General features: G+C 38.1%; 22 protein-coding genes and 1 pseudogene. 16 read left to right on the top strand and 7 right to left on the bottom strand.

The annotated features are described in order from the left end of the window. The first annotated feature begins 1 nt into the window (after window position 1). Window positions 2–142, top strand: coding sequence for a hypothetical protein (locus BMF77_RS28140; protein ID WP_246862978.1), 141 nt, complete (start codon window positions 2–4; stop codon window positions 140–142). Window positions 143–152: 10 nt separating this feature from the next. On the opposite strand, the gene BMF77_RS20435 is transcribed toward BMF77_RS28140, so the two are convergent. Beyond that, window positions 153–584: a hypothetical protein gene (locus tag BMF77_RS20435; RefSeq protein ID WP_148765385.1), complete on the bottom strand. Its 432-nt coding sequence runs from the start codon at window positions 582–584 to the stop codon at window positions 153–155. A gap of 269 nt (window positions 585–853) precedes the next feature. Between BMF77_RS20435 and BMF77_RS20440 the strand changes: the two genes are divergently transcribed. The 3 genes from BMF77_RS20440 to BMF77_RS20450 all read left to right on the top strand — a co-directional run bounded on the left by BMF77_RS20440 (window position 854) and on the right by BMF77_RS20450 (window position 3808). Beyond that, a complete protein-coding gene (locus BMF77_RS20440; protein ID WP_148765387.1) occupies window positions 854–1282 on the top strand; it encodes a ubiquinol-cytochrome c reductase iron-sulfur subunit in 429 nt (142 codons plus the stop codon). A gap of 500 nt (window positions 1283–1782) precedes the next feature. Next, complete coding sequence (locus BMF77_RS20445; RefSeq protein WP_015081555.1) at window positions 1783–2706, top strand: LysR family transcriptional regulator; 924 nt, start codon at window positions 1783–1785, stop codon at window positions 2704–2706. 58 nt (window positions 2707–2764) lie between these two features. Then, entirely contained in the window at window positions 2765–3808 is a 1044-nt protein-coding gene (locus tag BMF77_RS20450) for an anthranilate phosphoribosyltransferase family protein (protein ID WP_148765389.1), read from the top strand. An 85-nt stretch (window positions 3809–3893) separates the two neighbouring features. Here the strand turns inward: BMF77_RS20450 and BMF77_RS20455 are convergent, their stop codons facing one another. Next, the gene (locus BMF77_RS20455) at window positions 3894–5705 is read right to left on the bottom strand and encodes a molybdopterin oxidoreductase family protein (RefSeq protein WP_246862979.1); all 1812 of its coding nucleotides are present in this window, start codon (window positions 5703–5705) and stop codon (window positions 3894–3896) included. A gap of 182 nt (window positions 5706–5887) precedes the next feature. Between BMF77_RS20455 and BMF77_RS20460 the strand changes: the two genes are divergently transcribed. Further along, window positions 5888–7576 (top strand): IS1634 family transposase, encoded by a 1689-nt coding sequence (locus BMF77_RS20460; protein WP_148762023.1) that lies wholly within the window; start codon window positions 5888–5890, stop codon window positions 7574–7576. 275 nt (window positions 7577–7851) lie between these two features. On the opposite strand, the pseudogene BMF77_RS20470 reads toward BMF77_RS20460, so the two are convergent. The 3 genes and pseudogenes from BMF77_RS20470 to BMF77_RS20480 form a co-directional block, all read right to left on the bottom strand. Continuing rightward, window positions 7852–8289: pseudogene (locus BMF77_RS20470) on the bottom strand (molybdopterin-dependent oxidoreductase); the annotation flags it as partial. 198 nt (window positions 8290–8487) lie between these two features. Beyond that, window positions 8488–9984, bottom strand: a complete 1497-nt coding sequence (locus tag BMF77_RS20475) for a NarK family nitrate/nitrite MFS transporter (protein ID WP_148765391.1) — start codon at window positions 9982–9984, stop codon at window positions 8488–8490. A gap of 142 nt (window positions 9985–10126) precedes the next feature. Then, complete coding sequence (locus BMF77_RS20480; protein ID WP_148765393.1) at window positions 10127–11689, bottom strand: ferredoxin--nitrite reductase; 1563 nt, start codon at window positions 11687–11689, stop codon at window positions 10127–10129. A 579-nt stretch (window positions 11690–12268) separates the two neighbouring features. Here BMF77_RS20480 and BMF77_RS20485 point away from each other — a divergent pair. Together BMF77_RS20485 and BMF77_RS20490 are read left to right on the top strand one after the other, a co-directional pair. After that, a complete protein-coding gene (locus tag BMF77_RS20485) occupies window positions 12269–12580 on the top strand; it encodes a hypothetical protein (RefSeq protein WP_233466917.1) in 312 nt (103 codons plus the stop codon). A 4-nt stretch (window positions 12581–12584) separates the two neighbouring features. Beyond that, window positions 12585–12998 (top strand): type II toxin-antitoxin system VapC family toxin, encoded by a 414-nt coding sequence (locus BMF77_RS20490; RefSeq protein ID WP_148765395.1) that lies wholly within the window; start codon window positions 12585–12587, stop codon window positions 12996–12998. On the opposite strand, the gene BMF77_RS20495 is transcribed toward BMF77_RS20490, so the two are convergent. Beyond that, entirely contained in the window at window positions 12995–13696 is a 702-nt protein-coding gene (locus BMF77_RS20495; RefSeq protein ID WP_148765397.1) for a response regulator transcription factor, read from the bottom strand. The two genes, BMF77_RS20490 and BMF77_RS20495, sit on opposite strands and share 4 nt — an antisense overlap. A 10-nt stretch (window positions 13697–13706) precedes the next feature. Further along, complete coding sequence (locus tag BMF77_RS20500) at window positions 13707–14861, bottom strand: sensor histidine kinase KdpD (protein WP_148765399.1); 1155 nt, start codon at window positions 14859–14861, stop codon at window positions 13707–13709. Window positions 14862–15465: 604 nt separating this feature from the next. On the opposite strand from BMF77_RS20500, the gene kdpA reads away from it, so the two are divergent. From kdpA to hoxU, 9 genes are all read left to right on the top strand, one after another. After that, a complete protein-coding gene (gene kdpA, locus BMF77_RS20505) occupies window positions 15466–17160 on the top strand; it encodes a potassium-transporting ATPase subunit KdpA (RefSeq protein WP_148765401.1) in 1695 nt (564 codons plus the stop codon). A 98-nt stretch (window positions 17161–17258) separates the two neighbouring features. Next, window positions 17259–19325, top strand: a complete 2067-nt coding sequence (gene kdpB, locus BMF77_RS20510; RefSeq protein ID WP_148765403.1) for a potassium-transporting ATPase subunit KdpB — start codon at window positions 17259–17261, stop codon at window positions 19323–19325. Between the two features lie 3 nt (window positions 19326–19328). Then, entirely contained in the window at window positions 19329–19532 is a 204-nt protein-coding gene (kdpF, locus tag BMF77_RS20515; RefSeq protein WP_015079820.1) for a K(+)-transporting ATPase subunit F, read from the top strand. Between the two features lie 100 nt (window positions 19533–19632). Next, window positions 19633–20244, top strand: coding sequence for a K(+)-transporting ATPase subunit C (gene kdpC / locus BMF77_RS20520; protein ID WP_015079819.1), 612 nt, complete (start codon window positions 19633–19635; stop codon window positions 20242–20244). A gap of 14 nt (window positions 20245–20258) precedes the next feature. Continuing rightward, a complete protein-coding gene (locus BMF77_RS20525; protein ID WP_148765405.1) occupies window positions 20259–21380 on the top strand; it encodes a sensor protein KdpD in 1122 nt (373 codons plus the stop codon). 319 nt (window positions 21381–21699) lie between these two features. Further along, entirely contained in the window at window positions 21700–22230 is a 531-nt protein-coding gene (locus BMF77_RS20530) for a universal stress protein (protein ID WP_148765407.1), read from the top strand. A 188-nt stretch (window positions 22231–22418) separates the two neighbouring features. Continuing rightward, the gene (gene hoxE, locus BMF77_RS20535; protein ID WP_148765409.1) at window positions 22419–22931 is read left to right on the top strand and encodes a bidirectional hydrogenase complex protein HoxE; all 513 of its coding nucleotides are present in this window, start codon (window positions 22419–22421) and stop codon (window positions 22929–22931) included. Further along, entirely contained in the window at window positions 22918–24522 is a 1605-nt protein-coding gene (locus tag BMF77_RS20540) for a NuoF family protein (protein WP_148765410.1), read from the top strand. Before hoxE ends, BMF77_RS20540 begins: the two co-directional genes overlap by 14 nt. Window positions 24523–24590: 68 nt before the next feature. After that, window positions 24591–25307 carry a bidirectional hydrogenase complex protein HoxU gene (gene hoxU, locus BMF77_RS20545; protein WP_148767127.1) on the top strand — a complete coding sequence of 239 codons (717 nt, stop codon included), beginning with the start codon at window positions 24591–24593 and terminating at the stop codon, window positions 25305–25307. The last annotated feature ends 5 nt before the right edge of the window (window positions 25308–25312 follow it).

Consider the following 25312-nt stretch of genomic DNA (forward strand, 5'->3'; position numbering starts at 1 on the left):
ATTGGCAATTTCTTCTGTTCTTCCTTGCCAATTAGCCGAACTTTTATTAGGGTTTCCCGCTTTGAAAATCCCCGGTGATTCTGATTTGGTGCTGCTTTTTAATATTGCTAATATTTTTTCGTGTTTAGCAACCCAAATATGAATTTCCTGATTTACTTTTTTTCGTTATGTATTCTCCTTAAATCATAAGTTGCGTTATCAACTCCACCTGCTTTATTAATTTGAATACTTTCGCCATAAGATTGAGGATTGACAACAGAAGAACCAGCATCGGAGTTTTGTGTTTGCAAAATTTTAGCTATTTCCTCAGCAAGTTCTGTATCTGCTTCCAAAATCTTCTTCAATTGTACTCGCAAACTCACTTGTAAATCTTCATCATCGGGATTTTTAGCTACATCCTCCGCTGCTTCTTTTGCTGCTTCCTTGGCTTCTATCTTCGGCTGTAACTTAGCCCAAATCACTTTAGCCCTATTCCAAACATCCTCACCGACTTTCTGGGAAGCACCTTCTGCGGCTTTATTACCCATAGTCAGCAAAAAAGGCATACAGGGAGCGAGAAACTTAACAATTGCAGCGATATCCATGAATTTATGCGGTTTAACTACTGTTAGTTATACAGAGTCATGATAGCACATTCCTAACGGAGTCAATGTGTTTTAATAATAATTTAAATTGCTCCTTTGATAAACTCTTCTTAGCAAAAATAATGATTTAAACTCACAAAAACCGTAGAGTTGCAGAGTATGCGCCCTCAATTCCATCACCACAAATCAACAACTAAATAATGACATTATCCAACATTGCCAGTAATAATAGATATTAGTAAAAAATCACATATTGATTACCAGCAAATATGAAACGTCGTGACTTTATAAATTGGGTAGGATTAGGTTGTTTAGCGAGTTCCTTACCTGTCGCAATTGCAGCCTGTTCTCCCGAAACGAGTACATCTGCTAATGCTGCCACGAAAGGCTGGCAAAAAGTGGGTACTGTGGCACAATTAGACAAAACTGGGCAACTATTAGTAGAAAATTCAACCATTGGCGCAGTATTAGTAGTTGGCACATCTAAAGCCGCAGAAAATCTGATTGCTGTTAATCCTACCTGTACTCATCAAGGTTGTAGCATCGACTGGAACGCAAAACAAGGTAAATTTGTCTGTCCCTGTCATGGTGCAAAATTTGCTCCTGATGGTAAAGCACAAGAAGGTCCTGCTAAAAAACCGCTGAAAACTTACCAAGCTAAAATTGAAGGTGGTTCTATCTTAGTTAAAGCAACTTGACAATCTCCAGGCTGTCATCATATAGCAGATTTTGCTCTAAGAGGTTGTTTGAAAAGTATTAGATGAAACCGATAATCTCCAGAAACCTAACCCCCCTTCCCCCCTTCCCTACAAGGGAATGGGGGTTTCAAAGCCTCTCCCCGCGTCGGGGAGAGGTTTGGAGAGGGGTTTATTTATACATTAAAAACTTTTCAAACATCCTCTAATGAGGTACAAACTTGAATTATGAAACTCTTGTAGTGCGGGCATCTTGCCCGCTGGATATGTACCTCATAGCAGGAATCGGGAGGAAAGAGGCAGCGGGAAATAATTTTCTGACTTTATTTCCCATTCCTTGCTATATCAGTTGTTATATAACGCATCAATTCAGTATGCACAAGTATTTTTGCTAATGTGATTATGTAAATTAAATACTGGACAACAATTAAATTAAATTAAAATTATACAGATAACCCGTTAAATTAATAAGAGTTATTCATTTATACTTAGGTTCTATTAAAATGCGTCTAGAGCAGTTGCAAGCCTTTTTGGCGATCATTCAAACAGGTAGCTTTCAACAAGCAGCTAAACAATGTGGTGTGACTCAATCAACTATTAGTCGGCAAATTCAGGCATTAGAAGCAGATTTGGGCATAGAATTATTTCATCGCAGCACCCATGCCAAATTAACCTTAGGAGGTGAACGCTTACTTCCTCGTGTGCATAAAATCTGCCAGGAATGGGAATCTGCTACACAGGAATTAACAGATTTAATGGGGGGAAAGCAACCAGAACTATGTATTGCAGCAATTCATTCAGTCTGTGCTTCTTACTTACCACCAGTGTTACAAAAATTTTGTCATCATTATCCAGAGGTGCAATTGCGAGTCACATCATTAGGAAGCGATCGCTCTCTGAAAGTCCTCAAAGATGGTTTAGTAGACTTAGCAATTGTAATGCACAATCGCTTTTTAATCACCGGCAAAGAAATGGCCGTAGAATTGCTATATGAAGAACCCATAGAAGTCCTCATCGCAGCAAATCATCCCCTATCTGAATATGAATCTATCCCCTGGTTAGAGTTAATTCGTTATCCCCAAGTAGTATTTAAAGATGGTTATGGAATGCAACGTCTGATTCAAGATAAATTTGAACAGATGAAAGCTACACTCAAAGCAGCTTTAGAAGTAAACACCCTGGATGCCTTTCGGGGAGTAGTTCGTCAAGGAGAACTCATTGCCTTACTTCCCCAATCAGCATTAATAGAAGCCAGACATGATCCCACCCTGGCAGTTCGTCCCCTAGCCGAAAATAGTAATTTAGCTGATAATTCTAGTTTAACTCGTCGGGTAGTGATGGTAACAACTCAAGATCGTCTCCACATTCCCCCTATTCAATATTTTTGGCAACTTGTCAAAGATAATATTCCGGAAATAAAAAATTAAAAATAAACTATTACCTTTTTCCACTGACAACTGACAACTGACAACTAACAACTAACAAATGACTAATAAATTTAGAGAATTTATTCAAAAAGTAGGTAGTGGAACTCACACATCAGATAATTTAACTCGTGCTGAAGCCGCTACTGCAACAAAAATGATGTTATTAGGTGAAGCCACACCAGCGCAAATTGGCGCATTTTTAATTGCTCACCGCATTAAACGTCCCACAGGTGAAGAATTAGCAGGGATGTTAGACAGTTACTATGAAATCGGACCCAAATTGCTACCAATAGCCCAACCTGTGATAGTTTTGGGTGTACCCTATGATGGCAGAACCCGCACTGCACCAATTAATATAATTACGGCTTTATTATTAGCTGCTGCGGGACAACCTGTAATTATGCACGGAGGAGATCGCTTACCGACAAAATATGGTTTACCTTTAATCGAGATTTGGCAAGCTTTAGGAATAGATTGGACTGGTTTATCACTCGAACAAACCCAGCAGGTTTTTGAACAAACAGGAATCGGTTTTATTTACACACCTAAGCATTTTCCTTTAAATCAAACTTTGTGGGAATACCGTGAGCAATTGGGGAAACGTCCACCGTTAGCAACAATGGAGTTGATTTGGTGTCCATATACGAGTGATGCTCACATTATTGCCGGTTTTGTTCATCCACCCACAGAAGGAATGTTTCAGACTGCTTTGGGATTACGTGGGGTGAATAAATACACTTTTATCAAGGGTTTAGAGGGTAGTTGTGACTTACCACGCGATCGCACAGCCATTATCGGCTTATCTTCATCAAACCCAGAAATCTTAACCCGGCTACAACTCGCACCGAGTGAATATGGCTTTATCACTAAAAACGTTCCCCTAACTACCACAGAAGAACTCATTAAGGAAATGCAGGGGATTTTAACGGGAAAAACCAGCGAACTAAGCCAAACAGCCCTATGGAATGGTGGTTTTTATCTATGGCGCACTGGTATTTGTTCAGATATGCAAGCTGGTATAGACACAGCCACTGAACTAATCAGCAGTGGTGTATTAGCAGCTAAACTGCAACAAATTAATACTTTGCTGCAAAGATTTTAATCGGTAATTGGTGATAAAGTTTTTGTTCTCACCCTATTTATCCTGTTTATCCTTTAATCCTGGACATCCTGATTCAGACAAAAGCTTACCACTGAGAAGACTGAAGTTGATAATTTTTAACCGTAGATTCTACAAGAATTGGAACTAACTGCACAGCACAGGCTTTTAATTCCGGTTGCAGGGAATCAGGACAAGCTTCTGAATGGGTAAGAGCGTTAGCTTCTGCATCATCTGCCCACAGTTTACCCCAGTGCATAGGGACAAAGACAGTACCGGGAGAAATAGCTTTTGTAACTTTAGCTGGAAACTTAGTTGTACCACGACGCGATCGCACCTCTAACCACTGATTATCAATAATACCCAAAGCAGCAGCATCACGGGGATGAATCTCAATAAACGGTTGCGGGTGCAATTTGCGAATTTTCTCAATTCTGCCGGTGCGTGTTTGTGTATGCCAATGACCGTATAATCTACCAGTAGTTAATATAAAAGGATAATTTTCATCAGGTGGTTCAGCAAGTCCTTTAGAATAATATGCACCAAACTTAGCGCGTCCATCAGGTGTATGAAATCGCAAATTAGTATATAGACGTTTAGTTCCTGAATTACTACCCTGTGCATAAGGCCAATGGGTTGGACCTTGTGCGGCTAAAAACCCATGACTTAAACCCGACATATCACAAGGACGCTGACGAGTTAATTGGACAAATTCCTGATAAACTGCGGCGGAATTCTGAAAATTAAACTTATCATTAAAACCTAATCTTCTTCCCACTTCTGCGAAAATTTCCCAATCAGGTTTTGCTTCTCTGGGTGGTTCACGAAAAGCCGAACATAGCGTTACCATTCTTTCCGAATTCGTCATAATCCCAGTTTTTTCACCCCACTGTGCCGCAGGTAACAAAACATGAGCATAAGCTGATGTTTCCGTAGGGTAATAAGCATCTTGATAGATAGTAAAAGGAGATTTTAACAACGCCTTTTTAGTTCTTTCTAAATCGGGCATACTCACAGCCGGATTAGTGGCAGCAATCCACAATAAACCCACATTTCCAGTTTCCAAACCAGTGATCATTTCCCAAGCAGTTAACCCAGAAACAGGGGAAATTTGTCCTCTTTTTAAACCCCAAAAATCCTCAACTTCCGCCCGATGTTCGGCATTTTTTACCAACCGATAACCCGGTAACAAATGAGCTAAACCTCCCGCTTCTCTGCCACCCATAGCATTAGGTTGCCCAGTCAAAGAAAACGGCCCAGCCCCAGGTTTACCGATTTGTCCCGTCATTAAATGTAAATTAATAATAGTTCTAACTTTAGCCGTACCTTCTGAAGATTGATTAACACCCATTGACCATAAAGAAAGTACAGATTTTGCTTTTCCCCAATATTTAGCAGCGGTTTCTAAATCTTCAATAGTAATACCACAACGACTCGCTACAACTTCCGGAGAATAATGGCGAATCACCTCAGCATAAGCCGGGAAATTACTAGTACAATCATCAATAAAAGCTGGATCAATACAATCCCATTTCATTAACAAATAGGCAATACCATTTAACAAATCAATATCTGTACCGGGACGAATAGCTAAATGTAAATCTGCTGCTTCTGCGGTAGGAGTGCGACGAGGATCAACCACAACCATTTTAACATGGCGATTTTTTTTATGATATTTTGCTAACCGATTAAAAATAATCGGATGACATTCCGCCGTATTCGTACCAATTAAAAAAGCACAATCAGTTAATTCTAAATCATCGTAACAGCAAGGAGGACCATCAGCACCAAAACTTTGAATATACCCAGATACCGCACTAGACATACACAACCGGGAATTAGCATCGAAATTATTAGTTCCTAAACAACCTTTGAGTAACTTTTGAGCAATATAACCCACATTCCGCACCCCAAACTGTCACAGATCAAAAAAGCCCTTAAAGTAGTACATAATAACTAAAGCCAATTCAAAAATTAAGATGCTTAATAAGAATAAGTAGCATTAAAAGGGACGTGGTGTGATAAAGTGAAACTTGGTAACAAAAGAAAAAAATGAATTGATAACCAAATAAGAAATAATTGATGACAACAGAAGTATTAGAGGAAACTGTTGTGAAATTAAAACCTCAAGAAATAGAAATTGAGAACATAGACCATCTAGGGATAGTAGCAGGAATCATAGATTCAATCGGAATAGTAGAAATAATAAATGAATTAATAGGAGTCGAAAAAGACGAAAAAGTAAATGCAGGTCAAGTGGTAAAAGCCATGATAATAAACGGGTTAGGATTTGTCTCCAAACCGTTATATATGTTTCCCCAATATTTTGAAACAATCGCCTGTGAGCATCTAATAGGAACAGGAGTAAAACCAGAATATCTTAACGACGATAAATTGGGGAGAGTCATGGATAAACTGTTTATAAAAGGCTTAGATACAATCTTTTTTATCATAGCCTTAAAAGCTGCTCAAAAATTTGGAGTATCACTATCAACATCACATCTAGACTCATCATCAATGCACGTGCATGGGCAGTATAACACTAGCTTACCATTCGTAATATTTGAGAGTCAAAAAGTAGGAAATAACCAAGAATTAGAAGAATTAGCAGTAAAATCACCAAAAGAAATAACCATCACCTACGGTTATTCCCGTGACCATAGACCAGATTTAAAACAATTCATCATAGAAATGATATGTTCAGGAGATGGAGACATCCCAATATTTTTAAAACTAGCATCGGGAAATCAAGCAGATTCATCATGTTTTGGTCAAATAGCAGTAGAATATCAAAAACAATTAGAAGTTAATAGTCTCATGGTTGCTGACGCTGCTTTATATACAGAATCAAACCTGAAAATGATGTCAGAATTACGTTGGTTATGTCGAGTACCATTAAGCATAAAAGCAGCAAAAACATTAATATCAACATTAGCAGAATCAGAATTTATTGATAGTACAATACCAGGATATAAATTAGCATCAAAAATCCAAAATTATGCAGGGATAGAACAAAGATGGTTAGTAGTGCAAAGTCAAGAAAGAAAAGAATCAGACCTGCATAAGCTCACACAAAAAATTACCAAAGCAGAATCAAAAGCTGTGCAAGATTTGAAAAAGTTATCACAAGAGAGATTTGCATGTGTTGCAGATGCTATCAAGGCATTATCAAAATTATCAAAACAATTCAAATATCATCAAATTCACGAAAGTACGGTGACTCAAGTAAAATCTAATAAAAAAGATACTTCAGGAGAAATATCCTATCAAATATCAGCTACAGTCTCCCAGGATGAAAGTAAAATTAATACAGAATTGCTGAGTGCGGGACGTTTTATTATTGCGACAAATGTTTTAGATTCACAGGAACTAAGCAATGATTCTATGCTAAGTGAATATAAAGCCCAGCAGTCATGTGAGAGGGGGTTTGGTTTTCTCAAAGACCCATTATTTTTTGCCGACAGTATTTTCCTCAAAAGTCCTGAGAGAATAGAGTCTTTGGGAATGATTATGGGTTTATGTCTACTGGTTTATACTTTGGCTCAACGTCATATTAGAAATGCTCTTTTGGAGTCTAAATCAACAATTAAAAATCAATTAGGCAAAGCAACTAATCGTCCTACTTTACGCTGGATTTTTCAATGCTTTCAGTGTATTCATTTGGTTACACTCAATCAGGAGAAACATATTTCTAATTGGAATAAGGACAGAGATTTTATCTTGAGTCTTTTACCAGATGATTGTTTACGTTACTATCAATTAGTCAGCTAATTATCATCTCTATCAATTTAATTTCTCTTGTAAAGATGAGCTAATCTCTTTGATTTATAGCTCCATTTTACTATGTCTATAATTTCGTTTTTTACTTTAATTGATTAGTCTAACTTATAATTGTTTCTTGAATATCTTCTTTCACTTATCTATTGACCTCTCCAGGTGGTGTGCATTCTTATTGCTTCTTATTGAGAATAGATTTTGATGACATTTTTGGTGATTTACTGTTTCTCAAATGCCTTTTTTCACTTTATCTGTTTGTTTTGATGCTCCCTTTGATTTTCATCTCCGTAATTTCCCTCTGTAACATTTTGGGGTGCGGAATGTGGGATATAATAATCTTCAGTTTGAAATTGTCCAGAACCGTACATACAGATAGAATCTGTGGCTTGATTCAAGCGCAATGTTTGAATCCGGTGGGTAATAATCTCAAAAGCTTCATTCCAACTCACACGCCGAAATTCTGCATCTAAAGAATCCCGCACCATTGGATAATGCAATCTACTTTTATCCAAAGATTCAGCAATAGTTGCACCTTTAACACATACCATTCCTTGACTAGAAGGATGGGATTTATCACCTCTAACTCGCCAAATAGGAATTCCTTCACTATCTCGATTTGTGGCTTTTCCATATTGGGCTGGTGGAGAAACTTCTAAACCGCAACCAACACCGCAATAAGGACAAAGTGTTTTTGTAAATTCTGTCATAATATTTGCAGGTTTAAAAAGTTATTTCGCGCAATCTCTCTTAGAGATCCCGCAGGGTAGACGCTAAGGAGCAAAGGCGCAAAGTTATGATAAACGAACCACAGAGGCACAGAGGACACAGAGATAATTTCATAAGAGGAGAAATATTTTTAATTTCTAGTTTTTATTTTCTTACCTTTGCGCCTTTGCGTGAGATAATTATTCTTCTATTAAAACAGATTGATGATTAATTATTTCTCCTTCATTTTCATTATCAGATGCAAATGAATTTTTTGGTTCTTTGAGGAAGAATCCACACATAAAGGCGCAAATCATGGCGGCTATTCCCATGGTGGCAAATAGGGTTGATGGGTCTGTTAAACTATAGATTGTTAGATAAACTACGCCGCCAAAGTTGCCGTAAGCACCGACGTTTCCGGCTATTTGTCCGGTTGCTTCTTTTTTGATTAATGGCACTATTCCGTAAGTTGCACCACAACCAGCTTGAGCAAAGTAAGCCGCAAACATGGTGACAGCAATTGCGAGGGGGATAGGCCAATCTTTGTTAATGAAATGTGCCATTAAATAACCTATTGCAATCCCCGCAGAAACTATTGTCATTGTCCATTTACGCGAACCTAATTTATCGGAAATTAAACCACCACTGGGACGAGAAACTAGGTTAAGAAAGGGATAAATGGAGGCAATCATGCCGGCGACAATATGTTCTAAACCAAAGGTTTTTTCAAAGAATGCCGGGAGCATGGAAACGGCTGCAAGTTCTGAACCAAAGTTGGTAATGTAGGTAAATTCTAATAATGCTACTTGACCGAATTGATAACGTTGATTTGCTGGGTAGGTTTTTTTTCCTGTTAGTAATTCGTGATTGACTTGATATGCTTGGTAAGTTTGGTAAGCAAATAATCCTGCTAATACAATCCAAACTATATACATTTGGCTAAGTGTGAGGAAATGAATTTTCTTTTGTTCTAGTCTCCAAGCTAATAAACCCAATGCGAATATTAAACCAAGGTTGGAAACAATCAACGCCCAAAAGCTTTTAATAGAAGTTACTTCTAATGAGCCATTTTTCTTGGGTTTTTGATAAACTTTACCGCTGGGTGTATCTTGAACGCTTTTAAAGTAGAATAATCCGTAAATTGCAGTGACAATTCCTGTTAAGGCAATTGTTAATCTCCAGTTAGAACCGCTACCACCTAAAAAGCTGGTTGCAATTGCAATTGTTGGTAATGCAAATTCTGCTCCAAATGCTCCAAAGTTACCCCAACCGCCATAAATACCTTGAGCAATTCCCATTTCTTTGGGAGGAAACCATTCGGCTACCATGCGGATTCCTACCACAAATCCAGAACCGACTATTCCCATTAATAAGCGACTAATAACTAATTGGTTAAAGTCTTGGGCTAATGCTGTTGCTAAACAAGGAACAACTGCAAACATTAATAAGAGGGAATAGGTAATTCTTGGACCAAATTTATCCAATAACATCCCAATAATTAGACGAGCGGGAATTGTTAATGCTAGGTTACAAATTCCTAATGTTTTAATTTGTTCAGGAAGTAAATGTAATTCTTTTCCAATTGTGGTAGCGAAGGGGGCAAAGTTAAACCAACAAACAAAGGTTAGGAAAAATGCAAACCATGTCTGATGTAGTATGCGATAGCGTCCTTGGAATGAAAATAATCTTTTTAACATTTCTTTTCTCGCTAAATAATTGAATTTCTGAAAAATTGGATATAAAAATCCAAGGACAATTATGAAATTGCCTAAATTGATGATTTATCAAACGCGGATAAACGCAGATAAACGCGGATGATTTTATGTCTAGTTATTGAGGTTAAATTATTGCTGGTTCTCGCAATTTTGCCCCAAATTTGGTAATTAGTATTTCTCTTAATATGGGCTGTAAGTCTTCGCAGGGAATACTTTTTTGCACACAAGTTCCTAAATGTGCGTCTTTCCCCACTGTTCCACCCATGTAAATGTCTACACCTTCCAACATTTTGCCATTTTTACGCACTTTAGTTCCCATTAAGCCAATATCGGCTACTTGGGGCTGTCCACAGGAGTTAGGGCATCCTGTCCAATGAATTCGCACAGGACGTGATAAAGTTAGTTCAGATTCCAATGATTTAATTATTGATAGGGCGCGATTTTTGGTTTCTATTAAGGCAAAGTTGCAAAATTGTGCGCCTGTACATGATACTAGCGATCGCATTAATAAACCAGGATTAACTGAAAATTTCTCTAATATAGATTCTGTGAAAAATGTTGTTAAACTGGAATCGGGAATATTCGGGATAATGACATTTTGTTCTACGGTAAACCGGATTTCTCCGCTTCCGTAAACTTCCGCTAATCTGGCAATTTCCAACATATCATCAGCAGACAATCTGCCGACGGGAATATTTAAACCTGCGTAGTTAAATCCAGGTTGTTTTTGTTTATATATCCCGACATGATCCCGTTTTTCCCAGTCAATTTGATCTTTATCTACTGCGGGTAATAATGATTGACCAAAACGTTTTTCTACTTCAGCACGGAATTTTTCTATCCCCCATTCATCAAGTAACCACATTAATCGGGCTTTTAGTCTATTTGCACGTAAGCCATGATCTCGGAAAATCTCGACAATGACTTTGCATAATGATACAACTTGGGCGGGAGATACCCAAACATTTAAAGGAATGGCTGCTTCACAACGTTTGGCGGAAAATAAGCCGCCGACAATGACGTTAAAACCAAAGATTGGTACTTCGTTTTCATTTCTCCAAAAAGCGGGAATAAAGGCTAAATCGTTAATTTCTGCATGAACGGAATTATCTCTTCCTCCGGTAATTGCAATATTAAATTTCCGGGGAAGATTGCTAAATTCTGGATTACCTTCACCGTTGTTAGTCAGCATATCCTGGATTTGCTGGACTAATTCTCTGGTATCATAAAACTCATCTGCATCCAAACCCGCTACAGGATCACCTGTAATATTACGAACGTTATCCATGCCGGATTGGATAGTAGTTAATCCGACTTTGTGAAATTTATTAAAGATATCGGGGATATCTTCAAAGTTGATCCCGCGTAGTTGTATATTCTGTCTAGTGGTAATATCGGTGCTGCCATTTTCACCGTAACGCTGTACCACTTCTGCTAAAACTGACAATTGATTGCTGGTGAGAATGCCGTTAGGTAGACGCATTCGCATCATGAATTTACCGGGGGTGACTGGACGGAAAAATACACCTAACCATTTTAGGCGATGGTTGAGGTCGTTTTCGTCCATTGCTTCCCAACCGATTTGGGCAAAATTTTCTATTTCGTTTTTAACTGCAAGTCCGTCTTTTTCGGCTTTGAATTTCTCGAATTTATTGAGTTTATCTGTGGTAGTTGCTGTTTCTATCATGATCTTTTTTTGGGGAACAGGACTGAATTAACTGTGTATCCGTGTTCTTATCGGTTCTGTATTTGCCACGTTGGGGAAATAACTGATAGTAGTTTCCTGGTTGGTGGTGTGACAGTTGCGATATTGTTACGTTAGTGTGATTTTTCATAACAGTTCGTATAGTAGGTTACTAAATTTTGGTAATTATGCGAAAATCGGATATAAATATTGCGGTTATTGCATCAATTATTTTAATATACGAATTTATATAGATACAAGCGATAATGGTAGTATGGTTATTCGCATAGGTAGTCTATTTATTTGGTTCTTCGGTATTTGTTATGCTAAACTATTAAATAAAATGCCAGGTTAATAGGCATCTAATTCGGAAATTTTCAAAGTTTTTAAATCCATCTCTAATAACTTGTTGTATTGGTTCATTTGATGACGAAATTATTAAATTTCGCTGATATTTTAGGGGGGTAATGAAATGTAAGGCACTATTCATCTGTTTGAAATTAAAAACATCTGTTTAAGTGCGATTATTTATTTTCTCCGTTGAGTTAAGAGGCTATGCTATAATAACATATACTGTTAAAAATGTCTCACAAAAATATGAACAACACATCTCTAAAAGAAGAAACTGCCTTTAACCGCATTTCAGCAATTGTAAAATATTTGATTGCTAATAATAGTGTGTATCAAGAAAGATTGGAACAAGATAAAATGATCCAGAAAATGTATGAACTGTTTACTAAACCAAATTCTGGTGATGATGTAGACACAATTGCTGAAGATGACTTAACAGAAAGAATTAGTAAAATGTTAGCTGTAGAAGCAATCAGTGGTTTGTTAAATGATTTTACACCAGAAGAAATGGCAATATTTGATGAAGCAGTGAAACGTAAATAAGTCAATGGGATATCTACTAGATACTAATATGGTTACAGCAATTCTCAAGGAAAATCCAAAAGTAACCAATCAGCTAGAAAGTTTAAATCGTCAAAACGAGGAAGTTTTCATTAGTGGGATTACTTACTATGAAATTGAGCGAGGACTCTTAGCAGTTAAAGCGGTAAAGAAATTATCAGACTTTGAAAAATTTTTGAAGAAATACCAAATTTTACTCTTGGACGATATGGCTATATTTCAAAAAGCGTCAGAAATTTATGCTGATTTAAAACAAAGAGGTTTACCAATTCAAGACGCAGATATATTTATAGCAGCTACGGCTACTATTCACAATTTAATTGTAGTTTCCCATGATTCTGATTTATTAAGAATCAAAGAATTGCAATTAGAAGATTGGTTACAAGAGGAATTAAATTAACTTAAATTATTTTTAATCAACCGTTTTTGTAAAGCCACAACAACAGCTTGAGAGCGATCGCTCACTTCTAGTTTATGTAAGATAGCATGGACGTGAACCCGCACTGTTACCGGTGTAATATAAAGTGCCAGAGCAATTTCTTGATTAGTTTTTCCCGCTGCCAATAGTAATAAAATTTCTTGTTCTCTTTGTGTTAGTTTATGAGCAGGTTTTGAGCTATTTTCTGCATGAACTTGGTGATTATTGGCTAACGCCACGCTATCGCTATCAGGTACAAATACTGAACGAATTTCCCTAGTTGCAGTTTCATCCCACCAAGATGCCCCAGATGCGACGGAATACAGAGCCAATACCAATTTTTCAGCCGCAACACCTTTAAGACAATAACCTTGAGCGCCCACTTCAATTAACCGCGTAATCAGAGATTTTTGGGAATGGGAAGTGAGGACTAAAACTGGTAAATTGGGATATTTTTGTTTAATTTGATAACAGGCTTCAATTCCGCCAATTCCTGGTAATCCTACATCTAAAATAACGACATCAAGAGGGTGCTGGTTGACTAACTCAATGGCTGTTTCACCATCTTCCGCTTCCGCGATAATCTCCAAACCAGTTTCTTGCTGCAATCGCACACGCAAGCCCAAACGGAAAAGTTCATCATCCTCAACTAGGAGGATTTTTATGGGGGTAGAAGACATCTGATGTTGTTTAAGATTGAAATGGCAAAACAGGGAGCTTGAAGGCAAAAATAGCGCCATTGGGAACTCTGTTTTCTGCCCATATTATACCGTTATGAGCTTCAATAATTTGCCGAGATAAATAAAGTCCTAATCCCGAACCTTTAGCTTGGCGTTGGGAAAGCTCACCGCGATAGCGTTCGCGGAGCGTGCCGGAGGGAACTAGCGCTCCGTAGGAATCGCTATTTCCTTGGTAAAATCGTTCAAATAAGTGGGAAAACTGTTCAGGTTGGATACCTGCACCTGTATCTAAAATTTTGACAACTTGATAGGAAGTTTGCGGTTCTAAGACAATTTCGACATGATCACCGCGTCGAGAATGGTTGATAGCATTAATCAGCAAATTGCTAAAAACTCGTTGCAGTTGCAAAGCATCACCGCGCACCCAAAGAGAGCGTTTCCAATCAGAATCACCATAGTTTAATGATAGATGAATGCGACGATTTGCTGCTAATTCAATTAAGGTAGCCGTTGCTGTTTCTGCTAAGATACTTAAATCCACAGGAGCTAAATCTAGTTTTAAGCCTTCTGTATCATTGCGATAAACATCTAACAAAGTTTCTAATAAATCAAGGGAAGTTTCATGGCTGCGTGCCATTGTTGCTAGAACTTTCTGTTGGGTTGGTAAAACTGCACCAAATTTTTCTTTTTGAAAGGCTTTAATAGTTTCAACTGCTCCTAAAAGTGGCGTTTTTAAATCGTGAGTAAGTGTGGAAGCAAAATCTTCTCTTAGTCTCACTAATTGGGCTTGGGATTCGAGTTTAGTTTGAGTGAGGGCAATGGCTTTTTGAGATTTTCGTAATCGCTGACTTAAAAATCCGGTGACTATCAAAGCTATTGCAGCAATTACTCGACTAGCAACAGTAGAAGCTCGAATTGATTCACCTCCAGGTATCCACGCATTTAACATAGTTAGAAAAACAGCAAGAAATGTTGCGCTTATTGTTGCCATTCCCCCAAACCAAGAATTGACTAATAAAATTGCTCCACTGTAGAGATATCCAAAAACATAATCATTGGGGGTAGAATATTCTAAAACTGCTAGAAAGATAAATATAGTGACAATTAGTAATATTTTACCAAGACGTAAGTTATTGTTTATTAATTTATTTTTTAAAGATGCCATTTACTAACTTACCTTTTCTCAACTTATACAACTATAACAATTATCAAGGCTCAGATCCCTGACTTCTTAAAGAAGTCAGATATCTTGTTTACTAGCGTTTAGATTTCCTCTAAACTTTACTAAACACTGATATATATCTTTGGGTAGACACATAAATAGAAAAATAAACGATTTTTATATCCTTGTACTCCTTGTTTTTATTGCCACAATAATTGATGATATAAATTAATCATCTCAAGATTACTATCTAAATCAGGATTTTTAGGATGAAATAATTAACAAAAATGATACTGAAAGTAAGCATTTAGCCGTCAGCCAAGTAAGTAGACGAAAATAAATCAAAGTAGATTAAGTAATGTAAAAAAATCTGGAGATGATTTCGTAGTAAAGGCTTCAGCCCTCAAATGAGGAATAAATTCCTCACTACAAACTTTGAATTATTCAAGCCGTTCTACTTATGAGGAAGAATTGAATTGATAAGCATTCTGAATATTAATTACTGATGTCAGCCTCCCCCTACTTGAAAACCCGTAAAATCTGTTTTTAGCTGACTGCTTAATACTGAAAAGCCATAACAACTTTCTTTGAGGAGATTTTATAATTCATGTTACAAGGTTGGATACAAATTACATTGACATTAATCATTGTCATTGCTACCACTCCTTTATTAGGGAGATATATCGCTTGCGTTTTTCTAGGAGAAAGCACACTGCTTGACTCTGTGTTAAATCCCATAGAAAGAATAATTTTTGTTTTAATTGGAGTTCGTCCTCAAGATGAAATGACAGGTTGGCAATATGCCAAAGCAGTGCTTTACAGTAATGTAGTTATGGGGACTTTGGTATTTACTATTTTGATGACTCAAGCATGGCTACCATTCAATCCGACAGGGTTAGGTACACCAACTTGGGATACAGCATTACACACGACTTTTTCTTTTCTGACTAATACAGATCAACAACATTATTCTGGAGAAACAACCTTCAGTTATGCCAGTCAAACATTCGCTTTGAGTTTTTTGATGTTCGTTTCATCAGCGACCGGTTTGTCGGTGGGAATTGCCTTTATTCGGGGCTTAACTGGCAGAACATTGGGTAACTTTTATATTGACATCACCAAGTCAATTACGCGGATTTTGTTGCCCATGTCAATCATTATGGGATTGTTATTGATCATGGCTGGTGTGCCTGAAACCCTTGCCGGAGTGGCAACAGCGACAACATTAGAAGGTGCTACTCAAGCGATCGCTCGCGGACCAGTTGCCCACATGGAAGCGATTAAACAAATTGGTGAGAACGGTGGTGGTTTTTTTGCTATTAACTCAGCACATCCCTTTGAAAATCCCAGTGGTTTTTCTAACTTATTGCAAACCTGGGGCATGATTTCTATCCCCACAGCACTAATTTACACCTATGGCGTATTTGCTAACAATCTCAAACAGGCATGGTTAGCATTTTGGATGGTATTTACTATCTTTACCATCTTGTGGATTGTGACTACAATTGGTGAGTATCAAGGAAATCCCTTAGTTAATTCTCTTTTAGGATCACAACAACCCAATTTAGAAGGAAAAGAAGTAAGATTTGGTTGGGCGCAAAGTTCATTATTTGCAACTATTACCACCGGGACAATGTGTGGTGCTGTTAACGCACTTCTCGACTCATTTATGCCCCCAGGTGGATTTGTATTTCTCTTTAATTTATTCTTGCAAATCGTTTGGGGAGGCCAAGGAACTGGGACAGCCTATTTATTTATCTACTATATTTTAGCAGTGTTTTTAACCGGCTTAATGGTAGGACGGACTCCAGAATTTTTAGGTCGCAAAATAGAGAAAAAAGAAATCGTTCTGTCCAGCGTTGTTTTATTAGTTCACCCCTTCGCCATTCTCATTCCTTGGGCAATAGTTTTTGCTTTTCCCGATGCACTTTCAGGTATTAGTAACCCAGGCTTTCATGGCGTTTCTCAAGTAGTTTATGAATATGCTTCCGCAGCCGCAAATAACGGTTCTGGCTTTGAAGGACTAGCTGATAGTCAACCAGCAGCAACAGGACTTTGGTGGAATCTCAGTGCTAGTTTCAGTATTCTCGCAGGACGTTATATTCCCATTATTGCCTTGTTGCTATTAGCAGATAGTATGTCCAACAAACAACCAGTTCCTATGACTGCCGGTACTCTCAGAACCGACACTGGTTTATTCACTGGAGTTACAGGAGGAGTAATTTTAATTCTTGGGGCGCTGACTTTCTTTCCTGTATTAGTTTTAGGTCCAATTGCAGAATGGTTTTTAATTTCCAAATAAACTTATGACTTACACAAAATATGTTTCAATCTTTTATTTCTCTGCGTCCTCTGTGCCTCTGTGGTTCGTCCCTGACATTTTTGAATAACTAAACATCCATGAAAACTACAAAAACTCGACAAGAACGAAAACATACTCCCAAAGTTAAAAATACTGGAATTTATACTAGGGCATTGAAACAAGCGTTTGTCAAATTAGACCCACGCAATATGCTAAAAAATCCAGTTATGTTTTTGGTATGGGTGGGGACGATTGTTACAGCTTTAGTAACTATTGAACCGAATCTTTTTGGGATTACTCCTGATAATAATCCGCGACTTTTTAACGGTCTAATTACCATAATTCTGTTCTTGACTCTTCTTTTTGCAAATTTTGCCGAAGCGGTAGCAGAAGGACGAGGAAAAGCGCAAGCTGACTCATTACGGGCGACAAAATCCGATGTTGTAGCCCGAAAACTTCTTCCTGACGGTTCTATTCAAGAAGTTAATTCTGCTACTTTGCGTCGTGGTGATCAAATTAAAGTTATCGCTGGTGATGTTATCCCCGCAGACGGAGAAGTAATTGCTGGTGTGGCTTCTGTAGATGAATCTGCTATTACTGGAGAATCTGCGCCAGTTTTAAAACAACCAGGAACTGATATTGCTAGTTCTGTAACGGGAGGAACGCGCATTAATTCTGATGAACTAACTATTAGGGTAACATCAGATCCAGGTCAAGGTTTTATTGATAGAATGATTGCTTTAGTAGAAGGGGCTTCTCGCACTAAAACCCCTAATGAAATTGCCTTAACTGTACTTTTGGCAGTGCTAACTCAAGTTTTTTTAGTAGTAATTGTCACGCTACCAACAGTGTCAGTTTATGTTAAATCACCTGTGAGTATTGCGGTATTAATTGCCTTATTAGTGGCGTTAATTCCTACTACAATTGGCGGATTATTGAGTGCAATTGGCATTGCCGGGATGGATAGAGTGGCTCAATTTAATGTCATAGCCACATCTGGAAGGGCTGTAGAAGCCTGTGGAGATATTAACACTTTGGTTTTAGACAAAACGGGAACAATTACATTAGGAAACCGCATGGCGGAAGAATTTATTCCTGTTAAAGGTCATTCTCTCAATGAAGTTGCCCAAATTTCCTTGGCCTCCAGTATTTTTGATGAAACTCCCGAAGGAAAATCAATTGTTAAATTAGCCGAATCATTAGGAGCAAAATTGAGTTTTAATCCCACAACTGCGGCAGGAATTGAATTTTCAGCAAAAACGCGTATGAGTGGCATTGATTTACCGAATGGCGTAGAAATTCGCAAAGGGGCTGTAGATGCAATTAAAGGATTTGTGCGTTCTCGCAATGGACAATTAACCGCAGAACTTAATACGGCTTATGAGCGAGTTTCTAAATTAGGGGGAACACCATTAGCAGTTTGTCAAAATGATGATATTTACGGTGTAATTTATCTTAAAGATATTATCAAACCGGGGATTAAAGAACGTTTTGATCAAATGCGAAGAATGGGAATTAAAACTGTGATGCTGACAGGAGATAACCGTCTCACTGCTTCTGTAATTGCCGAAGAAGCTGGTGTAGATGACTTTATTGCTGAAGCAACTCCAGAGGACAAAATTGAAGTAATTCGCAGCGAACAAGCACAAGGAAAATTAGTCGCTATGACTGGAGATGGTACTAATGATGCCCCAGCTTTAGCACAGGCGAATGTTGGTGTAGCAATGAATTCTGGTACACAAGCTGCAAAGGAAGCTGCTAATATGGTAGACCTGGATTCTGACCCGACAAAATTAATTGATATTGTCACTATTGGTAAACAATTACTAATTACCCGTGGGGCTTTAACAACTTTTTCTCTGGCTAATGATGTCGCTAAATACTTCGCAATCATTCCAGCAATTTTCCCTGGGATTGGGGTAAATGGTTTAAATATTATGGGTTTGGCAAGTACCCAATCAGCAGTTTTATCAGCTTTGATTTACAACGCTTTGATTATTCCGGCATTGATTCCTTTAGCATTAACTGGGGTGAAATTTCGTCCTCTCACTGCTAACCAACTTTTGCAACGGAACATCTTTATTTACGGATTAGGTGGCGTGATTGCTCCTTTTATTGCTATCAAAATTATTGACGTTTTCATTGTATCTATAGGATTAGCTTAATCAATGACAATTTCTAAAGGTCATCGTGTTCCTCTGGGTCTGTTTTTACTACTTTGCTTGAATTTATTATTAGCACCAGCAGTTCAAGCAGCGACTTCGGTAGCAGAATCGCGTTTTTCGGCTTATACGATTACTTTGTTGGGGCTTGTTACTCTGTGTCTTTGTGTTTATTTGTTTGTGGTGATTTTTCAGCCTGAGAGGTTTTAATATGAACCATATTTTTTATTTCGCGCAGAGACGCTAAGGAGCAAAGGCGCAAAGGAAGAAATATATTTTGTTGTGGTTTTTAAATTAGGGAGGTTTTAATATGAGTCAGAGACATCAAGTTAGTAAGGCGATTCGTTCGACTTTGGTTTTGTGGGTGATAACGGCTTTTATTTATCCGTTATTTATGTTGATTTCGGGACAAGTTGTTTTTTCTGATCAGGCTAATGGTAGTTTAATTAAAAATTCTCAAGGTGTGATTATTGGTTCAGCTTTAATTGGTCAACCTTTTGCCAGTGAAAAGTATTTTTGGGGTCGTCCTAGCACTACTAATTACAGCACAGCAGACCCTAAAAAGGATGAAGTTGGTGTTTTGAAGACGGGGGTATCTGGTGCTAGTAATTTAGCTCCCAGTAATCCAGCATTACTAGAACGTATTAATGGGAATGAAGGTGAAATTCAGCGACTTAAAAAAGCGGGTATCCAACCTACTGCGGATTTAGTTTATACTTCTGGTTCGAGTCTTGATCCTCACATTACTCCTGAAAGTGCTAAGGTACAAATTGCCAGAGTAGCAAAAGCGCGAGGAGTTGAACCAAAGCAGTTGGAAACTTTAATTTCTCAAAACACTGATGGTCGTTTCTTGGGTATTTTTGGTGAACCGGGAGTAAATGTTTTAAAACTAAATCTAGCAGTGGATAAAATTAGTAAATAAGTAGGAATTTGTTCATGTTTTACCCTAATACCCCTTCTCCTGACAGTTCTTATATTCGTCCTGCTCGACGGGGAAAGCATAAAATTTTCATTGGTATGGCTCCCGGTGTGGGGAAAACTTATAGAATGCTAGAGGAAGCACATCAACTCAAACAAGATGGTATTGATGTTGTTATTGGCGTTTTAGAAACTCATGGACGCAAGGACACGGCTGCAAAAGCCATAGGATTGGAGATAATTCCTAAAAAAGCCAGTATTCACAAGAATATCAATCTTCAAGAAATGGACACGGAGACAATTTTAGAACGCTCTCCCCAACTGGTTTTAGTTGATGAATTAGCGCATACAAATATCCCCGGTTCAGCTAGAGAAAAACGCTATCAAGATGTAGAATTAATTTTAGCAGAAGGTATAGATGTTTACTCTACTGTCAACATTCAACATCTAGAAAGTTTGAATGATTTGGTAGCTAGAATTACGGGTGTTGTGGTGAGAGAACGTATCCCTGATCTTCTCTTAGATGAAGCTGATGCTGTTGTTGTGATTGATGTGACTCCAGAAACTTTAGAAGAACGTTTACGGGAAGGTAAAATCTATACTCCTGATAAAATTGAGCAATCTTTAGAAAACTTTTTTCAACGTCGAAATCTGATTGCTTTGCGAGAATTAGCATTAAGAGAAGTCGCAGATACGGTTGAAGAAGAAGCAAATACTTCCATTTCTGCTGGGCAAATTTGTAATGTCCACGAACGAGTTTTAGTATGTGTATCTACTTATCCCAATTCGATTCAATTATTACGGCGTGGGGCGCGACTTGCTAATTATATGAATGCCAAACTTTATACTCTATTTATTGCAGATCCTGAACGTTTTCTCAGTAAGGAAGAAAGTTTACACATTGATACTTGTGAAAAACTATGTCTTGAATTCGCTGGTGAATTTCTCCATATTAAAAATCACAATGTTTCTCAAACAATTGCCCAAATTGCCGCAACTTATCATATCACTCAGATAGTTATTGGTGAAAGTCAGCAACCTCGATGGAAAAGATTTTTCAAACGCTCTTTTACACAACGCTTGCTGGAGTTAATCAGAAATCAAAACATAGATTTACATATTATCGCTACAGAGAAATAAATTTTAATATTTTTTAATCTATCTTCGATGAGATGCAATTTTTTTCTTTTTCGTCTAGCATAAATATCGAACATTAACTTAAATATCTATTCTCGCCAGTTACCCAAATTCTTTGTAGCCAAGCCGCGCTCGTTTCCCACTTACCGGGTATTCTTATGAAGTGTAAAATTTAATTACAAAACTATGCCATAAAAGGCTTTGACTCTTGACCCCTGTTGCATGATTGTTAGTAAATGTTAAGGATGCTTTTACCAAATATTAACCTAAAAAGCCGAATATACTCATTATCATTAGTTAGCAAGCTAACATCGAGGTATATATGTTTAACAGAATTTTAGTCGCAGTAGATCGCTCAGAAATGAGCATAAAAGTTTTTGAACAAGCTTTATCTTTAGCTAAGATCACATCTGCAAATTTAATGTTACTGCACGTTTTATCACAAGAAGAAGAAGGCAGTCCAGAGGCGCTGGTTTTCCCCAATATTGACTACTATCCCGGTTGGAATGAGCAAAGTTTTCAATTATACCAAGAGCATTGGGAAAAATTTAAAAATGAAGGCTTGCAAATGTTACAGTCATGGAGCACCCAAGCTAATAAATCTGGTGTTAATACGGAATTTACGCAAAATACTGGTAATCCAGGACGAATGATTTGTGAATTAGCCATTGACTGGAATGCTGACTTAATTATGATGGGACGACGGGGACGTTCTGGAATAGCGGAATTTTTCCTTGGTAGTGTGAGTAATTATGTTTTACATCATGCACCCTGTTCAGTGCAGATTGTTCATCCTCCTGTTGCTTCTAAAGCGGTAAATGTTACTTCAGCAGCTACTACATTGAGTAATTAATGCTCAATGAAGCTGCATAGAATCAGATTTCAAGAATTATTAACCGCAGATAAACGCAGATAAACACAGATAAAGAGGGATGAATATTTGTCGGGTGCGTCAGATATCAACAATCTGTTTATTTGCAGGATTTATGCCTTCTGACGCACCCGACAACAGGTTTTTAGTGTTACACTTGCGTGAAAAATATGAAAACATCAGTTCCACCTTCTTCAACTCATCCAAGTGGAGATAAGCGTTTAAAGATTTTAGACGCAACTATTAAGCGTCATCAATATCAACAAGATGCACTCATTGAAATTCTGCATCGGGCTTCTGAACTATTTGGTTATTTAGAACTGGATTTATTGCGTTACATTTCCCATAGTCTCAAGTTACCACCGAGTCGGGTTTATGGGGTAGCTACTTTCTATCATTTGTTTTCCCTAGCACCGAAAGGGGTTCATAATTGTGTGGTTTGTACGGGTACAGCTTGTTATGTTAAAGGCTCAACGGCGATCTTAACAAATGTGGAACAGTTTACGCAAATTCATGCAGGAGAAACTACTGCAAATGGTCAAATTTCTTTGATGACGGCTAGATGTTTGGGGGCTTGTGGAATTGCCCCTGCGGTAGTGTTTGATGGTGCTATTTTAGGTAATCAAACTCCAGAATCGGTTTGCGAAAAAGTGGGAGAATGGTGGCAAAATGGAACTAAATGAGTTATTAGAAATTGCCCAAACGGAACTTTCTCAACGGAAATCTGTGCAAGTTCGGTGTTGTACTGCTGCGGGTTGTCTCTCTTCTGATTCTCAAGCTGTGAAAGATAATCTCGAAGCATCTGTGAAAGCTGCGGGTTTACAAGATACTGTGCAAGTTTCTGGTGTGGGTTGTATGCGTCTGTGTTGTCAGGGACCATTGGTACAGGTAGAAAACCAGGAAAATTCACTCATATCGCAATTGTATCAAAAAGTTACCCCGGAAAATGCAGCCGAAATTATTGTGGGGGTAAATGGAGAAGTCACAAATTTACAACAGGGTGATTTAAATCAGCCATTTTTTAGCCGTCAATTGCCGATTGTTCTAGAAAACAGTGGTAAAATTGACCCGGAACGGATTCAAGCTTATATTGCAGCTGATGGTTATCAGGCCCTTTACCAAGTGCTACGGGAAATGAAACCTAGTCAGGTGGTAGAAACTATTACTAAAAGTGGTTTAAGGGGACGCGGTGGTGCTGGTTATCCCACTGGTTTAAAATGGGGAACAGTAGCAAAATCCGCCGGTGAGAGGAAGTTTGTAATTTGCAATGCTGATGAAGGTGATCCTGGTGCATTCATGGATAGGAGTGTATTGGAAAGTGATCCCCATCGAGTTTTGGAAGGGATGGCGATCGCTGCCTACTCTATCGGGGCAAATCAAGGCTATATTTACGTTAGGGCAGAATATCCTATTGCTATTCAACGGCTAGAAATTGCTATTCGTCAAGCCCAACACTTAGGGCTTTTGGGTTCACAAATCTTTGACTCTCCCTTTGATTTTAAAGTAGAAATTCGCATTGGTGCGGGTGCTTATGTCTGCGGTGAAGAAACGGCTTTAATGGCTTCCATTGAAGGTAAACGTGGTGTCCCTCATCCCCGGCCACCATACCCGGCTGAGTCCGGTTTATGGGGCTATCCGACGTTAATTAACAATGTGGAAACCTTTGCCAATATTGCGCCGATTATTCGTAAAGGTGCAGATTGGTTTGCTAATATCGGTATTGGTAAAAGCAAAGGTACAAAGGTATTTGCGTTAGCGGGAAACATTCGCAATACGGGTTTAATAGAAGTCCCAATGGGAACATCTTTGCAGAAAATTGTTGAGGAAATGGGAGGAGGTGTTCCCGACAATGGTATTGCTAAAGCAGTACAAACCGGCGGTCCTTCAGGGGGATGTATTCCTGCGTCGGCTTTTGCTACACCTGTAGATTATGAATCCTTAACCGCCTTGGGTTCAATGATGGGTTCGGGGGGAATGATTGTCATGGATCAAACTACAAATATGGTAGATGTCGCTCGCTTTTTCATGGAATTTTGCATGGATGAATCTTGCGGTAAGTGCATTCCTTGTCGTGTAGGAACTGTGCAATTACACGGTTTATTAACAAAGATTAGTCAAGGAAAAGGTTCACTAGCTGATTTAGATTTATTGGAGGAACTTTGCGATATGGTAAAACACACAAGTTTATGTGGTTTAGGACAGTCTGCACCAAATCCAGTTTTTAGCACTTTGCGATATTTTCGAGATGAATATTTGGAATTAGTCAGTAGTTAGTTGTCAGTTGTCAGTTGTCAGTTGTTACTGGTAAGAGTTATTTACCAATTACCAATTACCAAATTATTATGACTGTAAAAACTTTAACAATAAATGGGGAATTGATTAGCGCTCGTGAGAATGAAACCTTACTAAAAGCAGCGCAGGAAGCGAGTATTCATATTCCTACATTGTGCCATTTAGAAGGTGTAGATGATATTGGTGCTTGTCGTTTATGTTTGGTGGAAATTGCTGGTAGTAATAAATTACAACCTGCTTGCGTGACAAAAGTGATAGAAGGAATGGAGGTAAATACAAATAGCGATCGCTTACAAAAATATCGGCGGACAATTGTAGAAATGTTATTTGCCGAAGGTAATCATGTTTGTTCCGTTTGTGTTGCTAATGGTAACTGTGAATTACAAGATTTAGCCATAGAAATGGGCATGGATCATCTCCGCTTAGAATATCAAAATCCTCAGCGAACTGTTGATACTTCTCATCATCTTTTTGGCATAGATCATAATCGTTGTGTGCTTTGCACTCGCTGTATTCGGGTCTGTGATGAAATCGAAGGCGCACATACTTGGGATATGGCAGGAAGAGGATCAAAATCTCACGTAATTACTGATTTAAATCAACCTTGGGGAACTTCCCAAACTTGTACTTCCTGCGGTAAATGTGTAAATGCCTGTCCCACAGGAGCGTTATTTGATAAGGGTTCAAGTGTTGGTGAAATGAAACATGATCGGGGCAAAATTGAATTTTTAGTAACTGCACGAGAGAAAAAACAATGGAATTTTTAGTGCTT

It is taken from the genome of Dolichospermum sp. UHCC 0315A, assembly GCF_008121535.1.
Classification (GTDB): domain Bacteria; phylum Cyanobacteriota; class Cyanobacteriia; order Cyanobacteriales; family Nostocaceae; genus Dolichospermum; species Dolichospermum lemmermannii.